This window comes from Pseudomonas sp. zfem004, from assembly GCF_032621715.1.
Taxonomy (GTDB): Bacteria; Pseudomonadota; Gammaproteobacteria; order Pseudomonadales; family Pseudomonadaceae; genus Aquipseudomonas; species Aquipseudomonas sichuanensis.
In genome coordinates this window covers 236,583-255,237 of record NZ_JAVYJF010000005.1, presented here as the reverse complement: position 1 = coordinate 255,237, position 18,655 = coordinate 236,583, and the positions used below count along the sequence as shown (strand labels likewise).

Below are 18,655 nucleotides of genomic sequence, written 5' to 3'. Positions count from 1 at the left end.
TGACCTCCCACACGACGCCGTATAGATTGACGCAAACCAAACTCACGCACATCTCGCTACAGTATTGCAGAAATGGGGGTAACCATAGATGTGGGAGCTGGCTTGCCAGCGATGCGCCGCGCGGGCGGCGCTCGATCTGATAGGCGCTACAAGGCTCTAGGCGAACACCTCGCCGCCTTCATGCGATCGCATGCAGAACCCAATCGCGGGGCAAGTCGCATCGGCGCACCGCCGCTCCCACGACCCAATCCCCCTCTCCAGCCGTAAGACATTTCCGAACCTGAAACAAAGTGCTTCAAAGCCCCTCGGCTTGGGAATTACCCTACGCCCGCTGCGGACGCGTCTGAATTGTCGAGGACCATCAGCAGGACTAACTTCCCCGGGTCGTCGTTATGGCGACCGGGTGTGAGAGCCTGCCATCGTCGAAATGCAGCACGCAGCACTGCCATGGCGGCTGTGCGCGGGCAGGCCCAGGCCTGGCCGGCATTTGCTCATTTCGACCGGTCTCTCACCCCGCGTACGGCTGCCACCCTCATCCTGTGAGAGGGGTCTGGAGGCGGCACCTTTTCAACCGAAATGAGTGCATACCATGAAAAAGATCGTTCCTGATCCACCACCCGCCAAACCGCTCGCCCGCCCCTTCTTCACCATCAACGACGAGATGCCCCGAGCCGAAGCGCTGCTTCACGCCATCCAGCTCATGCGCGGCGTCGAAGACACCCTCGACGAGTACTGCTGCGCCCTGGCCGGGGAACCCGGGCTGGGGATGCTGGTGAATGCGGCGCACAACGTGCAGATGGGGCGGGCGCTGGCGGAGCATGCGATGAAGCGCACCTGCTGAATTGGAAGTTGGCAATTGAATGGTGGGGGCTGCTGTGCAGCCCTTTGGCGCCACCTCAAGTTTGGCTTGCGCGACACCCGCCGCTAGAAACATATTTCGTACACATGTCGTTGCCAGCGACATGTTGACAATACGTGTCGCAGAAAAGCAAAAATGACGACATGTTTTCTGCCGACAGGCGTTTACTCATGAACACGTTCAATCAAGGGTGGCAGGCTACAAAACCTTTCAACCAGATACCTGTTCTGCCACCGGCTATCGAGCTTGAAACCCGGACAGTGCTCAAGCACTGCATTGAGGCACGCACGGCCTTGGGGGAGTTGAAGCAAGCAGCAGAACTGATCCCCAACCAAACGATGCTGATCAATACGATTCCGCTTCTGGAGGCCAAAGACAGTTCCGAGATCGAAAGTATTGTCACAACCACCGATCTGCTTTTTCAGCACGCCCAGTCCAATGACGGCCATGCGGATGCAGCCACCAAGGAAGCACTACGATATCGGACCGCCTTGTATCGGGGCTTCCAGTCGCTCAGCGAGCGTCCGCTCTCGACCAATACGGCGGTGGAAATATGCCGCACGCTCAAAGGCATCGACATGGATATCCGTAAGGTGCCCGGCGTTCAGCTTGCCAATGATCGCACCGGAGAAATCATCTACACGCCACCTGAAGGGGAGTCTCACCTGCGAGAGCTGCTCTCCAACTGGGAGCGCTTTCTGCATAACGAAACAGACCTTGACCCCTTGGTACGCCTGGCAGTCGCACACTACCAGTTCGAAGCCATTCACCCGTTCTCGGACGGGAATGGCCGCACCGGACGAGTGCTCAATATTCTCTTCCTGATTGAACAAGGGTTGCTCAATCTCCCTATTCTTTATCTCAGCCGCTTCATCATTGCCAACCGCGGTAACTATTATCGTCTTCTGCTTGAGGTCACACAGAACCAGGCGTGGGAACCTTGGATCGTGTTCATGCTCAATGCCATCGAGCAAACCGCCCGATGGACCTGCGCCAAGATCAATGCCATTCGCATGCTTTCTGAGCACACCGCTCGATTTGTCCGTGAACAGCTGCCCAAGCTCTACTCACGCGAATTGGTGGATGTGATCTTCGAGCAACCTTACTGTCGAATCGGCAATATCGTAGAGAAGCAGATTGCTCAGCGTCAGGCCGCCTCTCGCCACCTTCAAGAACTTGTCGGCATCGGTGTGCTGCGGGAAATCCAGGTTGGCCGGGAAAAACTGTTCATTCATCCCAAGTTGATGCAGCTGTTGATCCGAGACAGCAACGAACTCATTCCATACGGTCAGGTTGACTCGATATAGCGCCCAGTCCGGTCATCGCGACGAAACCAACGCGCCCCCCGTGACTTTCCCCCCTCCCCGCAAAGTCCCACTTCCTGGTAGCCCCATAACCACAACACCAGGCCAGCCTTCCATGCACCCTCAACGCACCACCTTGCACAACGAACTGCACGCCCGCCCGTCGCTGTATTTCGACGGCCCGGCCCATGTCTTCCACCTCGCCCTGCTCGGCGGTGACGCGGCCTGCCAGTCACTGCTGCAGCGCTGCTGCCCCGAGGCGCCCGACCCGTACGCAGCCCAGGGCATCACCCAGCTCGACGGCCACCCGTTCAAATGGGAACGGCACACCGAGTTCTTCACCCTGACCCTGGTCGTGCCCTGCGCCAGCAGCGACAGCGACTGGCAGGTGCTGCCAGAAGTGCTGGCCAAGGCCATCGCCCCGCAGGCCGCGCAGGTGATCAACGCGGTGCAGGTGCTGGTGCGCGATGAACAGGGCCTGGACCTCACCCGCTACGGCTTCAAGGACCCTTGCGGTTCCTGCGTCGGCGGTGGGGATGCCGCGGTGTGGAGCGACTTCCGCCTGACCGCCGACGGCACCAACCGCTTCCTGTTCATCAACCGCCGCCTCAACGCCTACCGCCAGGGCCGCATGATCCGCCGCCTGCTGGAGATCGAGACCTACCGCATGATGGCCTCGCTGACCCTGGACACGGCCAAGGCCCTGAGCCATGAGCTGGACGCCTTCGACAAGACCCTGGTGAGCCTGTCCGAACGCGGCGCCAGCGCCGCCGGGCATGACTCCAAGGCGTTGCTCGAAGCCATCGCCCTGCTGTCGCGCCAGGTGGTCAGCCGCACGGTGAAGACCCGCCACCGCTTCGGCGCCACCCAGGCCTATGCGCAACTGGTGTTCGAGCGCCTGGGCGAACTGCGTGAAAGCCATGTGGGCGATTGCCAGCGCCTGGGGGTGTTCATCGAGCGGCGCTTCAAGCCTACCGTGCGCTACTGCGCAGCCACCGAGCAGCGCCTGGAGCAACTGGCAAAGAACGTGGCCAACCTCGGCGACCTGTTGCAGGCGCGGGTGCAGGTGGAGATGGAAGAACAGAATGCCGGGATCCTGCAAAGCCTCAATGCCCGGGCCGATGCCCAGGTGAAGATCCAGCGGGCGGTGGAAGGCTTGTCGATCATTGCGATCACGTACTACCTGCTGAACCTGTTCAAGCTGCTGTATGGCGGGCTGAACGTACTGGGCGCGGGGCTGGCGGCGCGCGAAGCCTTGCTGGGGATGGCGCCGCCGGTGCTGCTGGTATTGCTGGTGATTCTGCTGCGCATCAGGCGCGCCAAGCAGCACTGAAAGGCCAGGGGGCGCCTTGCGCCCCTTTCGCCGGCAAGCCGGCTCCCACCTCGACCGCGCTTAGTTCAATCTTGTGGGAGCTGGCTTGCCAGCGATGAGGCCAGCACAAGCAACACAAGGCAGTTGCTTGTACAGCATCACGCCGGCTCGTCGGCCGGGCGGCCATTCTCCTGCACCAGCACCATGGTCTGCTGCGAGGACAGGGCAATGCCCTCATCGCGCAGGCGCCCGAGGATGGTGAACAACAAGTCGCTGCGGGTGCTCGACACCTGCCGCGGCGAAGCCACGTAGCCGCTTACGCCAATCACCATGCCACTGCTGGTCAGGTCCTTGAACGTCACCGAACAGGCCGGCGCATCGAGGATCGACTCATGCTCGTGGTAGGCCGCCAGCAACACTTCGCGCACCTTGGCCGGATCGGTCTCCAGCGGCAGTGTAAGGGTGATGCCGACCACCCCGAGGGCATTGGCCATGGTCACGTTGCGCACGTTCTGCGAAATGAACTGCGAGTTGGGCACGATCACCGTCGAGCGGTCGGACATCTGGATCTCGGTGGCGCGCACGTTGATGCGGCGGATATCACCCTCCACACCGGCCAGGCTGACCCAGTCGCCCACTTTCACCGGACGCTCGGTCAGCAGGATCAGGCCGGAGATGAAGTTCTGCACGATCTGCTGCAGGCCGAAACCGATACCGACCGACAGCGCACTGACCACCCAGGTCAGGCTGGTCAGGTTGATGTGCAGGGTGGACATCACCAGCATGGCCAGGAACAGGAAGCCCAGGTAACCCACCAGGGTCACCAGGGAGGCACGCATGCCGGCGTCCATGTCGGTTTCGGGCAGCAGGCGATCGCTGAGCCAGCGCTTGACCACACGAATGGCGAACCAGCCACCGATGAAGATGGCCACGGCCATCAGGATGTCCTGAGGCACGATGTTCAGATTGCCGAGCACCTTGCCGCCGGTGCCGTCCCAGTCGGCCAGGCTCAGCAGCAGCTCACCCGGGCTGGTACCCGAAGGCATGAATACCAGCAAGGCGGCGGCGAACAGCAGCACAGTGCGGCCGATACCGGCCAGGATGGTGCTGGCCTGCGCCTGGTGGCGCTGTTGCAGGCCCAACGCCGAAGCCAGTGCCAGGCCACCGGGTTGGCGTGGCGAAAGCAAGGTTTCGCAGAGATCGCCGAATACAGTGACCAGCAGGTAGGCACACACGGTGACCACGCTGATCCACAGCAGCTTGGCCGTGAGGAAGTAGGCCAGCGTCAGGTAGCCGGTCACCAGCGTCAGCAGGATCGCCACCACCCACACCACGATCACGAACGGGATCAGCCCGGTCAGGCCTTTGGGGCGTTCCAGGCCATGCTGGCGACGGGCGCGGCGGTAGCACACCAGCGCAGCCACGAACAGCAGCGACACCACCAGCGCGGTCAGGCCGTTGGTGGCCAGGGTCAGCGCCAGGCTGGTGCCGATCACGCTGTTGATGCGTTCCTGGGTGAGCATCACCATCAGCGCCAGCGCCAGTACCTTGGGGAACCAGCCCAGGGCGCTGGCCACTTCATCGGCAATCGGCGGCAGGCGCCACGACGGGCGCTGCAGCATCAGCATGGCGCGGCCCAGGCCCGAGATGAAGGCGCTGAACACCACCAGGGCGAGGACATGATTGGTCAGGCTGGCCAGGTCGGTGCCCAGCTCGGCGCTGCTTTCCAGGCCCCAGCGCAGCAACGACACCGAGCCGGAGATGGTGCCCAGGGTTGCCAGGCTGACGCTCACGGCCAAGGCACTGCGGCGCAGCCGGCCTACGGGCAGCCAGCGCACCATGGCGTTGGCCAGCAAGCGCTCGAGCACCCGGCGCACCAGGGTCCAAACCAGTACGGCGGCCACCAGGGCGCTGATGAACAACCAGCGGTGTTCGGCGCTGAACGCGCTGGCCATGGCGTCGGCGGCCTCTGCGCGCAGGTCGCGCAGGCGGGCCACATCGTCATCGGTGGGGCGGATCAGGCTCGACCAGAACGCCGGGCTCAGCGGGCTGGCGGCGCGGCTGGTGATCTGCGAATTGAACAGGCTGCGGCGCAGGTTGACGATCTGCGTGGACAGGTCGCGGGCTGACTGGGCCAGCGCGGTGGTGTCCTTCTGCTCGGCAAGCACCGCGTTCTTCTGATCGGTCAGTTGCTTGCGCTGGCGGCTCAGGCTCTGGGCCTCTTCCGGCATCGGCGGGCCGAGCACGTTGAGCTGGTCGTCCAGGCGCTGCACATCGGCGGCACGCGCGGTGACCAGCACATCAGCCTGGCGCTGCACCTGCAGGGCCGACTGGCGCAACTGCGCGAGCAGGTCGTCGTTGGCGTTGCTGGTGACGCCCTGGCGGATCTGGTCGAGCCGTTCGCTCAACTCTTCCAGGCTAGCGTTCTCGTCCAGCACCTGCTGCTCGGCCACGGCCAGCCGCGATACCGGGGTGACTGGGGCAGCCCAGGCGGGTACGGCCACCCACAGTAGCAGGGCCAAAATCCCCACATAGAATCGGTCAAGGCTGACACGCCTCATCGAATGTTCCTCTATACAACTCGACAGGGCCTGAATTCTACGCGGTCCGGCCGCTCAGGAGGGTGCCGTTTCTCGGGCCAGCAACTGGCGTTTGCGCTCCACCCCCCAACGGTAACCGCTGAGATCGCCATCGCGGCGCACTACGCGGTGGCAGGGGATGGCCACCGCAATCGTGTTGGCCGCGCAGGCCTGGGCCACGGCGCGCACGGCCTTGGGCGCGCCGATGCGTTCGGCGATGTCGGTGTAGCTGACCCGGCTGCCCGCCGGCACTTCGCGCAAGGCCTGCCAGACCCGCTCCTGGAACGCCGTACCCTGCACATCCAATGGCAGCGCCAGGCCCAGCGCCGGCGCTTCGACAAAACCGATCACCTCGGCGACCAGGCGCTCGAAGGCGTCATCCCCACCGATCAGCTGGGCTTTGGGGAATTTGTCCTGCAGGTCCTGGAGCAGCGGCTCGGGTTCATCGCCCAACAGGATCGCGCAGATACCGCGCTCACTCTGCGCCACAAGGATCGCCCCCAGCGAACACTGGGCGAGCGCAAAGCGGATGGTCGCGCCCTGCCCGCCGGCCCGGTACTCACGGGGGTGCATCCCTAAGCGCTGGGCGGCACTTTCATAGAAGCGGCTGTTGGAGTTGTAGCCGGCGTCATAGATGGCCTCTGTGACACTGCCGGCAGCCTCCAGCCCCTCGCGCAGGCGCCGGGCGCGGAAGGCCGAGGCATAGGCCTTGGGGGTAAGGCCGGTTTCGGCCTTGAACAGGCGGTGCAGGTGGAAGGGACTGAGGTTCAGCTCGGCGCCCAGTTGGTCGAGGTTGGGTGCCGTGTCGCTGGCTTCGATCAGGCGGCAGGCGCGGGCCACCACTTCGCTGCGGCGTACCGCGTGGGTGCCCCCCGCACATCGTTTGCAGGCACGGAAACCGGCCGCCTCGGCTTGCTGGGCGTCATTGAAGAACTCGACGTTCTCGCGTTTGGCCAGGCGCGACGAGCAGGCCGGCTGGCAGTACACGCCGGTGGTGCGCACGGCGTAGACGAAGTGGCCGGTGGCGGCACTGTCGCGGGTTTGCACGGCGTGCCAGCGCTCGGCGTCGGTGGTGTAGGTGGGGACGAGGGTCATGGCGTCGCTCCTTTGATTCGCTGCAGTTACCTTGCCTGGACAGGCAGAGCGCCGAACTCCGATTCTTGCGGTGATTACACCGGCCCCATCGCGGGGCAAGCCCGCTCCCACGTGGATCGAGATCTGGCGTGGGAGCGGGCTTGCCCCGCGATGAGTCATGCGCGCCACAGATACCATGCCGCCACCGTCCGGTACGGGCTCCACGCTTCCCCCAGCGCCCGCATCCGCGCAGGCGTCGGCGCCTTCTCCAAGCCCTTCATCCGCCGATACCCCTCGCGTACGCCAAAGTCATCCACCGGCAGGATATCCGAACGTTCCAGGCTGTAGATCAGCAGCATCTCCACCGTCCAGCGCCCCACGCCGCGCAGCGTCACCAGGCGCTCGATCAGTGCATCATCGGCCAGGGTCAGCGCTTCGTCGCGGCTGGGCACGATGCCGTCCAGGCTGGCCTGGGCAATGCCCAGCAGGGTCGCGGTCTTGCTGACGGAAAACCCACAGGCGCGCATCGCCTCCGGCGTGACCCGTAGCAATTGCTCGGGCGCTGGAAAGCGCTGCCCGGGAAACAGCGCCAGCAATCGCCCAAGAATCGCCTCCGCCGCGCGCGCATGCAGCTGCTGGTAGGCAATGGCCCGCACCAGCGCTTCATAGGGTTCACGCCCCGGGGTGGCGGCATGCAGGCAAGGGCCGGTTGCGGCAATATGCCGCGCCCAGTCCGGGTCCTGCCCGGCCAGAAACTCGGCGGCGGCCGTGAAGGCACGGGGCGTAAGGTCTGCAAGGATCATCAAGGGGCTCGAACAGGCTGAAAGACTTCAGCCTAGCGCAACCGTTCATCGGCGAAACGCTCAATCTTGCGCATTGAATCCTTGGCATACCATTGATCTGGCCTCGCTGCCCCGCATAGAATTGAGAACAATTCACAATCACATTAACCGGGCAAGGCTCTTCACACGATGCAGATCCCTGACACGCTGCAACCGGCCGAAGTCGATCTGCTCTATCGCACCCACCACAGCTGGTTGCGCGGCTGGCTCAGCGCCCGCACCGGCTGCCGGGACAACGCCGCCGACCTCGCCCAGGACACCTTCGTGCGCCTGCTCAAGGCACGCCAGGTTTCACCGCTGAAAGCGCCGCGTGCCTACCTGAGCAGCATTGCCCGTGGCCTGATGATCGACCAGTTCCGCCGCCGCGCCCTGGAAAAGGCCTACCTCGAAAGCCTGGCCAACCTGCCGGAGCTGCAGGCGCCCAGCGAAGAACAGCGCCTGGTCATCCTCGACACCCTCGAACGCCTCGACAGCGCCCTGCAGAGCCTCAAACCCCGCGCGCGCCAGGCCTTCCTCATGGCCCAGCTCGACGGCCTGCCCCTGGCCCAGATCGCCTTGCGCCTGGACGTGTCACGGGCCACGGTCGAGCGCGACCTGGCCAAGGCCTTGGGCGTCTGCTATCGGTTGCGCTATGCCGACCTCTGACCAGCAACCCACCCAGGCCCAGGTCGACCAGGCCATCGACTGGCTGGTGAAGCTGCGCTACGACAGCCCCGGCCAGCGAACCAAGCAACAGTTCCAGCTGTGGCTGGCCAGCCACCCGCAACATGCCGAGGCCTGGCAACGGGTCAGCGAACTGAGTGACGAACTGGCCAGCCTGCCGGGGGAGTTGAGCCGTCGCACCCTGGAGGGCAGCGAGCGTCAACGCATGAACCGTCGTGACCACCTCAAGCTGCTGTCGGTCCTGGCGCTGGGTGGCACGCTTGGCTGGGCGGCGCGCGAGCCGTTGGGGATACCGGCACTGCTGGCCGACAGCCGCACCGCCACAGGTGAGCGCCGCGAGCTGCAGGGCAGTGACGGCAGCCGCATCCGCCTCAACACCGCCAGCGCCATCGACCTGCGCTACAGCGCCGAGCTGCGCCAGCTGACCCTGGTACGTGGCGAGGTCAGCCTGGACAGCAATGGCAGCGACAATCGCCCGTTCCGCATCGCCACCCCCATCGCCACCCTGGCCACCCAGGGCGGCCAACTGCTGCTGCGCGAGAACGCCCAGGGCCTGCTGCTGGCCGTAAGGCGGGGCGAGGTGACGCTGTTCCCCGCCTCTGCCGCAGCCCATCAGGTCAAGCCCGGCGAGGTGGTGCAGGTGCTGGCGGCGGGCAGCTATCAGCCGGCCACGCTGCACGCTGACCCGTGGGGCTGGACCGATGGCGTGCTCAGCGTGCAGCAGATGCCACTGGGCGAGTTCGTCGACGAACTGTCGCGCTACCGCCCGGGCCTGCTGCGCTGCGCGCCGGCGGTGGCCGGGTTGAAGGTGTCCGGTACCTACCAGTTGGCCGATACCGACCAGATCCTGCTGCTGATCGCGCGCAACCTGCCGGTGCGCATCGACTACCGCACGCGTTACTGGGTGAGCATCGATGCCGCGTGAAAAAATCGTGAAAATAAATGAGGTGAAATCTCATTCTCGTCCGGCCTGAAGGAACAAAGCCCGCAAAGTGGTCTTCACAACCTTCAGGAGCGCTTCATGATTCGCCCGTGTGCCCCCCGCAACGACACCCTGCGCAACGCCATACGCGGCGCCGCCTTCGGCCTTGGCCTGGCCACCGTCGGCCTGCTGCCGGCACAGGCCAGCGCCGCGCCGGCAAGCCAGAGCCAACAACGCGACTGGAACATCCCGGCCGGCCCGCTGGCCGTCGCGCTGGACCAGATGGCGCGCCAGGGCGGGCTGAACCTGTCGTTCGACGCCGACAGCCTGAAGGGCAGGACCACCAACGGCGTGCGCGGCCACTATGACAATGCCCAGGCCCTGCAGATCCTGCTGCATGGCAGTGACGTACAGGTGCAGCAGCAAAGCGAGCAGAGCTTCCTGCTGATCCCCGCACTGGACGCCGGTGATGCCTTGCAGTTGGGCGCCACCAGCATCTCCAGCAACCGCCTGGGTGAAACCACCGAGCACAGCGGCTCCTACACCACCGGCGCGGTGACCATCGGCAAGGCCCCACAGAGCATCCGCCACACCCCGCAGTCGGTCACCGTGGTCACCCGCCAGCGTATCGACGACCAGAACATCACCAACCTCACCAACCTGCTGGAGCAGACGCCGGGCGTGGTGGTCAACCTCACCGACAGCGAGCGGGTGCAGTACTTCGCCCGCGGATACGCAATCGACGCCATCCAGTACGACGGCGCCACCGTGGTGCAGAGCAGCGGCGGTGGTTCGTTCATCCAGAGCGACTCGGCGATCATCGACCGCGCCGAGATCCTGCGGGGCGCCACCGGCATGCTGCGTGGCGCCGGCAACCCGTCGGGCACCGTCAACCTGGTGCGCAAGCGCCCCACCTACGAATTCCAGGGCGAAGGCAGCGTCACCCTCGGCACCTGGGATGCCCAGCGCTACGTCGCCGATATCTCCGGACCGCTGACCGAGGCCGGCAACGTGCGTGGCCGGGTGATCGCGGTGCATGACGAGAAGGACCACTTCCAGCAGTCGCGCCAGGAGCGCAAGGACGTGCTGTACGGGGTGATGGCGTTCGACCTCAATGACAGCACCACCCTGACCACCGGCCTGGAATGGACCCAGCTCGACGCCACGGGCGCCTGGGGCAACCTGCCCGCCGACTACGACGGCTCGCCATTGCCGTTCGGTCGCAGCACCTACCTGGGCGCCGACTGGAACCGTTGGAACCGCAGCAACCTGCAGACGTTCGCCGAGCTCGAGCACCGCTTCGACAACGACTGGTCCCTCAAGCTGATGGCCCAGCGCACCCACTTCGAACTGGACGACAACGGCTTCAAGCAGACCTACTTCACCCGCGCCACCGGCGCCGCCAACCCCGGCCGCAACCCCTACCTGATGAACTATCAGGTTACCGAGGGTGATGGCGGCGAGAGCCTGCAGAACAACCTCAGCGCCACGCTCAACGGCCCGTTCGACCTGCTCGGCCGCAGCCACGAGCTGATGCTCGGCGTGGAGCGCATCCGCAACGACTCCTATGCCTCGGCCACCAACAATGTGCAGTCGGGCGTGTTCGACATCCGCACCTGGGACCCGAAGACCAGCCTGGCCAACCCGAACATCAACATCACCGCCCACCCGGTGCGCACCCGCACCACCCAGGAAGGGGCCTACGCCACCTGGCGCATCTCCCTGGCCGATCCGCTCACCGCGATCATCGGCGCGCGCGCCAACTGGTATGACTACGAGCAGGAAAACAACACCAAGGCCAATGGCAAATTCAGCGTCGACAACGAGATCGTGCCGTACGCCGCGCTGATCTACGACCTGAACGACAACTTCAGCACCTACGCCAGCTACACCGAGATCTTCAACCCGCAGACCAACACCGACGCCGCAGGCTCGGTGCTTGAACCGGTGACCGGCGAAGCCTACGAGACCGGGATCAAGGGCGAGTTCTACGACGGGCGCCTGAACACCTCGCTGGCGTTCTTCCGCATCTATCAGGTGGGCAACGCGCTGGACGACATCAGCGGCCCCAACCCGTGCCTGCCCAACTACACCAGCGGCTACTGCAAGGTGGCCGCGGGCAAGAACCGCAGCCAGGGCTTCGAGCTGGAGATCTCCGGCGAAGTGCTGCCAGGCTGGAACCTCAGCGGTGGCTACACCTACAACACCACCGAATACCTGAAGGACACCACGGGCAACAACGGCAACCCGATCCGCACCACCGACCCCAAGCGCCTGTTGCGCCTGTTCACCAGCTACCGCCTGCCGGGCGAGTTGCAGGCCTGGACCGTGGGTGGCGGGGTGCAGGCGCAAAGCGACATCTACAACCGCAGCGGCACCGCCGAGGCCACGCAGTCGGGCTATGCGGTGTACAACGCGATGGTCAACTACCGCTTCAACGACAACTATTCGCTGCAGTTGAACGCCAATAACCTGTTCGACAAGAAGTACTACCGCCAGGTGGCACCGACGCCGACCGGGTATTACTGGGGTGATCCGCGCAATGTGTCGGTGACCTTGCGCGGGACGTTCTGACCTGACCATCGCGGGGCAAGCCCGCTCCCACGCTTTACTGTGCCCGTGGGAGCGGGCTTGCCCCGCGATGGCCGGGGGATCAGTCCGCCACTGTCTCCAGCCGCCCCACCCGCCGGTACGCCTGGCGCGCGAAGCACACGAACAACCCGGCCATCAGCGCCAGCGCCATCGGTAACCCATGGGGCGCCACATCCATCGCCGCGCCACTGACCAGCGGCCCGACCAGGCTACCCACGCCCCACAGCAAGCCGACACTGGCATTGGCCGTGACCAGGTCCTGGCCCTTGAAGCGCTGCCCGATCAGCACCAGCGCCAAGGTATAGATGCCCCCCGCCACGGCGCCCAGTACCACCAGCAGCGGCCACAGCAGCCAGGTCATCTGCAGCAGCCATGGCAGGCCGATGCCGATACTCATCGCCACCACCCCGCACACCAGGTGCAGGCCGGTACGCTCGACCCGGTCGGCCAGCCAGCCCAGCGGCAACTGGAAAACCATGTCGCCGGCGAACACCACGGTCACCATCAGTGCCGCCACGCCCACGGCAAAACCATGGCTGGTGGCATACACCGGCAGCAACGACAGCACCACGGCATCAAAGAACGAGAAGAACAGCACCGCCACGCACAGCGCCGGGGCGACGCGGAAGAAGCCGGCGAGGCCGAAGCTCTTCTCGCCTTCCTCGTGTTCGACATGGTCGTTGGGCACGGTGAACAAGATGCACAGCAGCGCCAGGCCATAGCAGGCGGTGACGATGTAGGTGAGCCATGGGCTGTCGGCGCCGAGCAGCGCCAGCAGTGCCGGCCCCAGCACCTGGAAGCCGGTGAAGCTGGTAGCGTACAGGGCCATGATCTTGCCGCGATTGTGGTCCGGGCACAGCTCGTTGACCCACGACTCACCGAGGATGATCGCGATACCCATGCCGATGCCCAGGCCCAGGCGCAGCAGCGCCAGCCACAGCATCGAGTCGAAGGCCCATTCCAGCAGGGCGATGCTCAGGGTGCACAGGCTGAAGCTGAGCAGGTAGATGGTGCGCCGGGTCAGGTGCTTGCAGCAGGCATCGACCATGAACGCCGAGAGCATCATGCCCGCCGCGGGAATCGCCGAAATGATGCCGATCTCCAGGGTTCCCGCCCCGGCCTCGTGCAGGCGCAACGACACCAGCGGCAGGCTCGCCCCAAGGCTGAAACCCACCACCGACACGGCGAACAACAGGCCCGCCAACAAACGCATGTTCATGTACCACTCCTTGCCCGCCGGCGCGCAGGGGCTCTGGCCCTGGCCGGCAGTTGAATCCACTGAAAAATGATCGAACGCAAACGCCCGCCGTCACGCTGGGTAAGGCGCGCAACGCAGGGGCGTGAATCAGTTCAGGGCAAGGTGTGGCGAGAAGGTGAAGGCAAACAGCACGCTGCGCCGACGCTTGAGCACCGTGTCGCTCGGCCACGCGCGGCGCGCTGTCGGGGCGACAGGCTGGCGGGGGGAGCTGGAGACATCGGTACGGCGCATCACGTCAACTACGCAGGGATATGAAAGGAGGCGGCACTCTAGGCCAGAGGTAGACGTTCCGTCAATCGCGGGGCAAGCCCGCTCCCACGCCGGGAGTCGATCGTCGTGGGAGCGGCGGTGCGCCGATGCGACTTGCCCCGCGATGGCACTCAGCGCTTGCCGGTAGACGGCAGGAACACCGCCAACAACCCGAACAACGGCAAGTACGAGCACACCCCGTACACATACTCGATGCCACGCAAGTCAGCCACATACCCCAGCAGCGCCGCGCCGATGCCGCCGAAGCCGAACATCAAGCCGAAGAAGATCCCGGCGATCATCCCCACATTGCCCGGCACCAGTTCCTGGGCATACACCACGATGGCCGAGAACGCCGAAGCGAGGATGAAGCCGATCACCACGCTGAGCACGGTGGTCCAGAACAGGTCGGCATAGGGCAGCGCCAGGGTGAACGGCGCCACGCCCAGGATCGAGAACCAGATCACCGCCTTGCGCCCGATGCGGTCGCCGATCGGCCCGCCGAAGAAGGTGCCGGCGGCCACCGCGCCAAGGAACAGGAACAGGTGCAGCTGGGAGCTGGCCACCGAAAGCTGGAACTTCTCGATCAGGTAGAAGGTGAAGTAGCTGGTGAAGCTGGCCATGTAGAAGTACTTGGAGAACACCAGCAGGCCCAGCACCAGCAGCGCCATCATCACCCGCTGGCGCGAGATACCGTGGGTGGCCTGCACCACCTTGCGCGCCTTGGCCTGGTTGAGGTGCTCCTTGTACCAGCGGCGCAGCATCAGGGTGACGGCGAAGAACAGCAACCCGGCAACGCCGAACCAGGCCACGTGGCTCTGGCCGAACGGGATGACGATGGCCGCCGCCAGCAGCGGGCCGAACGCGGAACCGGCGTTGCCGCCGACCTGGAAGGTCGATTGCGCCAGGCCGAAACGTCCACCCGAGGCCAGCCGGGCAATACGTGAGGTTTCCGGGTGGAAGGTCGACGAGCCGATACCCACCAGCGCCGAGGCCAGCAGGATCATCGGGAAGCTGCCGACAAATGCCAGCATGACGATACCCACCAAGGTGCACAGGGTGCCCAGGGGCAGCAGGTTCGGCGTCGGCCGCTTGTCGGTGAAGAAGCCCACCCAGGGCTGCAGCAGCGAAGCGGTGACCTGGAAGGTCAGGGTGATCAGGCCGATCTGGGCGAAGCTCAGGTTGTAGTTGGCCTTGAGCATCGGGTAGATCGCCGGTAGCACCGACTGAATAAGGTCGTTGATCAGGTGCGCCAGGGCGCAGAAGGTGATGATGCGCATCACCAGCGGGCTGGCCTGGCTGGCCGTGCTGCTGGCGCTGGCGGTTTGGGTGCTGCTGGTGGCCATGGGCTGGATGTCCGTGCGCAGGATGGGATCCGATTATCATGAAACAAATAGATACGAAGCTACCTTTTTATTTTTTATCGAGGCGCTTCCTGACGTAACGTACTTGTAAATGGTTCTCAATATATTTAGCATCCTCAGGCCTCACCTCCCGTAAACGCTGGGCCAAACCGCCCTGCCCTTGCGAGTAGCACCCTCCCATGAGCCCGATGCCCGCCTTGCAGCCACAGCCCGACCCCGAGCAGGAAGCCTTGGACTGGTTCTCGCGCCTGCGCCAGCCCGGCTGCGACGACACCCTGCGTCAAGCCTTCGCCCACTGGTGCCAGGACCCACTCAACGCCCGGGCCTATGCCCAGCTCGAAGCTTACTGGCAACAATTGCAGGTGCCGGCTGCCCGGCCACGGCCGCGGGTCGCCAAGGCCCGCCGCAGCCGCAGCGGGTTGTATCTGGGGTTGATGTTCCTGATGCTGCTGGCAGCGCTGGCGTGGCTCTTCTGGCCACACATGCAGCGGCTGGCCAGCGAACTGCACACCGGCAGCGGCGAACGGCGCAGCGTGCGCCTGGCCGATGGCTCGACCCTGCACCTGGACAGCGCCAGCGCGATCAACGTCGACTTGCGCGAGCGCACCCGCCGACTCCACCTGGTGCAGGGCCAGATATCCCTGGAAGTGATGCTCGATGGCCGAGCCCTGGAAGTGCAGGTGGACGATGCACGTATCCAGGTGTTCGGCACCCGCCTGCAGATTACCCGCTACAGCGACCATGACGAACTGCTGGTATTGAGTGGCAAGGCCGCCGTCCTGCAAGGTGGCGACCAGCGCATGGTCAGTGCCGGGGAGCGGGTGACCTTCACCGACAGCCACATCGACCCGGTGGAAAAGATCGACAACAAAACCGCCGATGCCTGGCGCAGTGGCCGTTTACAGGTCAACCAAAGGCCCCTGGTCGAGGTACTGGAACGTTTGGCGGCTTATCAGGGGCAACGTGTGTGGCTACTGAATGAAGAAGCCGGTCATCGACGCGTGAGTGGCGATTTCGACCTCGATCACCCGGCACAGAGCCTGGAGCGCCTCGCTAGTGACCAGCAGCTGCACCTGTACAACGTGCTTGGCCAAGGGCTGATCGTCCGTTGAAGCGCGCTTCCCGGCTAAGTTTTTGAAAGGTTGGCAATTTTTTTTAAAAACGTTGTTGACAGGATTGCGATTCGAGCTAATAATGCGCGCCAAGTTGGCTACATAGCTCAGTTGGTTAGAGCATAGCATTCATAATGCTGGGGTCCGGGGTTCAAGTCCCTGTGTAGCCACCACCTTCTAAAAGGGCTTATCGAAAGATAAGCCCTTTTTCTTTGCCTGCGAAAAAGCCTACTTCACCCCCGCCACCGCAACGGTCAGGCCCAGGCCGATCAGAGCCACACCAATGACCCGATCCACGATGCGCTGACGCTCGATCATGGCGGCGCGCAGGCCTGCACTCGAGAAGAACACCGCCACCAGGCTGAACCACAACCAATGGGCGAACGACATGAACGCACCATAGGCGAAGTCCAGCACCAGCGAACTGCCCGGCTGGACCACCTGCGTATAAGCGCTGACCACGAAGAGCATGGTCTTGGGGTTGAGCGCATTGGTCGCAAAGCCTGTACGCAGCGCTTGCAGGGTGCCTGAATCATTGCCAGCCCCCGTGCCGTCGAGGCGGATGCGCGTGGTGTTGGTCAACGACTTGTAGCCCAGGTACACCAGATAGCCTGCCCCCATCAGCTTCATGCCCAGGAACAGCGTCGGGCTCTGGCTGATGATCACGGCGATGCCGAAGACGGTGTACAGCACGTGCACCTGCACACCAAGGGCGATGCCCACGGCTGCGGCCAGGCCGGCCTTGCGGCCCTGTGCATAACTGCAGCGGGTGACCATGGCGAAGTCGGCGCCGGGGCTGATGACGGCCAGCACGGTGAACAGGGCGATGGCGATGAGTTCGTTCACGAACAGGTATCCTCGATGAAAATTCACGGAAGACTGGATTATCCCGTTGCCTTGAGCGAGTAAAAATCGATTTAAAGTGACGCTGATCTGCTAGTTTTACTCACCTATTTGCATTGCATCGACCGGCGCCATCGCGGGGCAAGCCCGCTCCCACAAAGTGCCTCGTGCAGCATTTGTGGGAGCGGGCTTGCCCCGCGATAGGCCGGAACAGGACAGCCCATGAAACTGCCCCCACTCACCGCCTTTCGATACTTCGACATCGCCGCCCGCACCGAAAGCTTCGTGCGCGCCGCCGAGCACCTGCACGTCACCCATGGCGCCGTCAGCCGACAGGTGCGCCTGCTTGAGGAAAGCCTCGGCGTTGAGCTGTTCGAACGGCGCAACAGGGCGATCTTCCTCACCCGCGCCGGGCGCGAACTGCACGGCACCACCCAGGCGATCTTCGAGCAACTGGAAGGCGCCGTGCAGCGCCTGCACCAGCCAGCCCACGACAACGTCCTGGTGGTGTCCTGCGAGCCGACCATCGCCATGCGCTGGCTGATCCCGCGCCTGCCGCGTTTTCACGCCGCTCATCCCGACCTGCAACTGCACCTGGTGGCCGCTGGCGGCGCAGTGGACTTTGCCCGCAGCGGCGTGGACCTGGCGCTCAGGCGTGACGATTTCCACTGGGACCGCCAGTTGCATAGCCTGAAGATCTGCGACGAATGGATCGGCCCGGTCGGCGCACCCGGTCGCAACAGTTCGCGCCTGTTGCACAGCGCCACCCGCCCCAGCGCCTGGCCGGACTGGCTGCGCCTGAGCGGCCAGGGCATCACGCAGCAGCAGCGCAGTGAGTTCGAGCACTTCTACCTTTCGATCCAGGCCGCCAGTGCGGGACTGGGGCTAGCCATGGCGTCGGTGCTGATGGTCCGCGACGAGCTGGACAGCGGCCAGCTACAGGCGCCCTTCGGCTTTCTGCGCGACGGCTCCAGCTACCACTTGCTCAGCCCCCACCCCCTGGACGATGGCAGCAAGCGCCAACGCTTCGCCCAGTGGGTCAGCAGCGAATGCCGGGCCTGCATGGTTCATCTGGGCTTGGCACAGAACGACGAACCGGCACCGCCATCGCCACCCCAGGTGCGGTAGCCGGCGGTATCGATATGAATGCGCCCTGACGGATAACGACCCAGCCCCATGCTCCAGGCCTGGCCGTGCTGTTGCCAGAAGCTGCACAGCGGATTGGGGTCGGCCCAGGCCGGCAGCAGCAGGTCGACGGCGAAGGCGCGCATATGGGCACTGCTCGGCGCACCGCCGGCACAGGCATTGAGGCTCGGATCGCGGTAGGCCGAGACCACCTCGAACTGGCGCAGGATGCCCTGCTCGCCCAGTAGCTTGATCAATGACAATGTCGAACGCACCGCCGGCCAGTGGCTGGCCGGCGGCACCGCGAACGGCGAGGCGCGGCACTGGCGCCAGTCCGATGCCGAGCGCAGTAGCTGATGGATCGGCACCACCCCGTACAACCGTGCGTCCACCAGCATTTCCCGGAACCTGCGGTTTTCGTGATCCCCCGCCCACTGGGCGAACATCCACACATCGCGCTCGTCGGCCACCGCCTGCGCCGCACCGAGCAAGCCGATGGCCAGTAGCCAGGTTCTGCCGCTTTTCATTGCCCCACCTCTTCATCCACCATGGGCGCG

At 64.6% G+C, this 18,655-nt stretch carries 15 protein-coding genes and 1 tRNA gene; 9 read left to right on the top strand and 7 right to left on the bottom strand.

The annotated features are described in order from the left end of the window. Positions 1–589: 589 nt before the first annotated feature. The 3 genes from RTH46_RS08075 (at position 590) to RTH46_RS08065 (ending at position 3,496) form a co-directional block, all read left to right on the top strand. Positions 590–841, top strand: a complete 252-nt coding sequence (locus RTH46_RS08075) for a hypothetical protein (RefSeq protein ID WP_316905383.1) — start codon at positions 590–592, stop codon at positions 839–841. 188 nt (positions 842–1,029) lie between these two features. Next, a complete protein-coding gene (fic, locus tag RTH46_RS08070) occupies positions 1,030–2,166 on the top strand; it encodes a protein adenylyltransferase Fic (RefSeq protein WP_316905382.1) in 1,137 nt (378 codons plus the stop codon). Between the two features lie 112 nt (positions 2,167–2,278). Next, complete coding sequence (locus RTH46_RS08065) at positions 2,279–3,496, top strand: DUF3422 domain-containing protein (RefSeq protein ID WP_279848196.1); 1,218 nt, start codon at positions 2,279–2,281, stop codon at positions 3,494–3,496. A 137-nt stretch (positions 3,497–3,633) separates the two neighbouring features. Here RTH46_RS08065 and RTH46_RS08060 read toward each other — a convergent pair whose 3' ends face one another. From RTH46_RS08060 to RTH46_RS08050, 3 genes are all read right to left on the bottom strand, one after another. Further along, positions 3,634–6,036 (bottom strand): DUF3772 domain-containing protein, encoded by a 2,403-nt coding sequence (locus tag RTH46_RS08060; protein WP_316905381.1) that lies wholly within the window; start codon positions 6,034–6,036, stop codon positions 3,634–3,636. Between the two features lie 54 nt (positions 6,037–6,090). Further along, positions 6,091–7,149 (bottom strand): bifunctional DNA-binding transcriptional regulator/O6-methylguanine-DNA methyltransferase Ada, encoded by a 1,059-nt coding sequence (ada, locus tag RTH46_RS08055; RefSeq protein WP_316905380.1) that lies wholly within the window; start codon positions 7,147–7,149, stop codon positions 6,091–6,093. A 155-nt stretch (positions 7,150–7,304) separates the two neighbouring features. Further along, entirely contained in the window at positions 7,305–7,931 is a 627-nt protein-coding gene (locus RTH46_RS08050; protein ID WP_316905379.1) for a DNA-3-methyladenine glycosylase, read from the bottom strand. Positions 7,932–8,099: 168 nt separating this feature from the next. Between RTH46_RS08050 and RTH46_RS08045 the strand changes: the two genes are divergently transcribed. From RTH46_RS08045 to RTH46_RS08035, 3 genes are all read left to right on the top strand, one after another. After that, a complete protein-coding gene (locus tag RTH46_RS08045) occupies positions 8,100–8,615 on the top strand; it encodes a sigma-70 family RNA polymerase sigma factor (protein WP_316905378.1) in 516 nt (171 codons plus the stop codon). Next, complete coding sequence (locus RTH46_RS08040) at positions 8,602–9,558, top strand: FecR domain-containing protein (RefSeq protein WP_153788450.1); 957 nt, start codon at positions 8,602–8,604, stop codon at positions 9,556–9,558. Before RTH46_RS08045 ends, RTH46_RS08040 begins: the two co-directional genes overlap by 14 nt. A 96-nt stretch (positions 9,559–9,654) precedes the next feature. Then, positions 9,655–12,129 carry a TonB-dependent siderophore receptor gene (locus tag RTH46_RS08035; RefSeq protein WP_316905377.1) on the top strand — a complete coding sequence of 825 codons (2,475 nt, stop codon included), beginning with the start codon at positions 9,655–9,657 and terminating at the stop codon, positions 12,127–12,129. Between the two features lie 79 nt (positions 12,130–12,208). On the opposite strand, the gene RTH46_RS08030 is transcribed toward RTH46_RS08035, so the two are convergent. Together RTH46_RS08030 and RTH46_RS08025 are read right to left on the bottom strand one after the other, a co-directional pair. Continuing rightward, positions 12,209–13,366, bottom strand: a complete 1,158-nt coding sequence (locus tag RTH46_RS08030) for an MFS transporter (protein WP_316905376.1) — start codon at positions 13,364–13,366, stop codon at positions 12,209–12,211. A gap of 419 nt (positions 13,367–13,785) precedes the next feature. Continuing rightward, positions 13,786–15,000, bottom strand: a complete 1,215-nt coding sequence (locus RTH46_RS08025; protein ID WP_153788447.1) for an MFS transporter — start codon at positions 14,998–15,000, stop codon at positions 13,786–13,788. A 197-nt stretch (positions 15,001–15,197) separates the two neighbouring features. On the opposite strand from RTH46_RS08025, the gene RTH46_RS08020 reads away from it, so the two are divergent. Both RTH46_RS08020 and RTH46_RS08015 read left to right on the top strand, forming a co-directional pair. Then, positions 15,198–16,130 carry a FecR family protein gene (locus RTH46_RS08020; protein ID WP_316905375.1) on the top strand — a complete coding sequence of 311 codons (933 nt, stop codon included), beginning with the start codon at positions 15,198–15,200 and terminating at the stop codon, positions 16,128–16,130. Positions 16,131–16,226: 96 nt separating this feature from the next. Then, positions 16,227–16,303 (top strand) — tRNA-Met (locus tag RTH46_RS08015). Between the two features lie 55 nt (positions 16,304–16,358). On the opposite strand, the gene RTH46_RS08010 is transcribed toward RTH46_RS08015, so the two are convergent. Then, on the bottom strand, positions 16,359–16,976 hold the full coding sequence (locus RTH46_RS08010; protein ID WP_316905374.1) for a LysE family translocator: 618 nt from the start codon (positions 16,974–16,976) through the stop codon (positions 16,359–16,361). Positions 16,977–17,195: 219 nt separating this feature from the next. Here RTH46_RS08010 and RTH46_RS08005 point away from each other — a divergent pair, with 219 nt between their 5' ends. Continuing rightward, positions 17,196–18,101: a LysR substrate-binding domain-containing protein gene (locus tag RTH46_RS08005; RefSeq protein ID WP_316905373.1), complete on the top strand. Its 906-nt coding sequence runs from the start codon at positions 17,196–17,198 to the stop codon at positions 18,099–18,101. On the opposite strand, the gene RTH46_RS08000 is transcribed toward RTH46_RS08005, so the two are convergent. Beyond that, complete coding sequence (locus RTH46_RS08000) at positions 18,041–18,625, bottom strand: D-Ala-D-Ala carboxypeptidase family metallohydrolase (RefSeq protein WP_178125868.1); 585 nt, start codon at positions 18,623–18,625, stop codon at positions 18,041–18,043. The two genes, RTH46_RS08005 and RTH46_RS08000, sit on opposite strands and share 61 nt — an antisense overlap. Between the last annotated feature and the right edge of the window lie 30 nt (positions 18,626–18,655).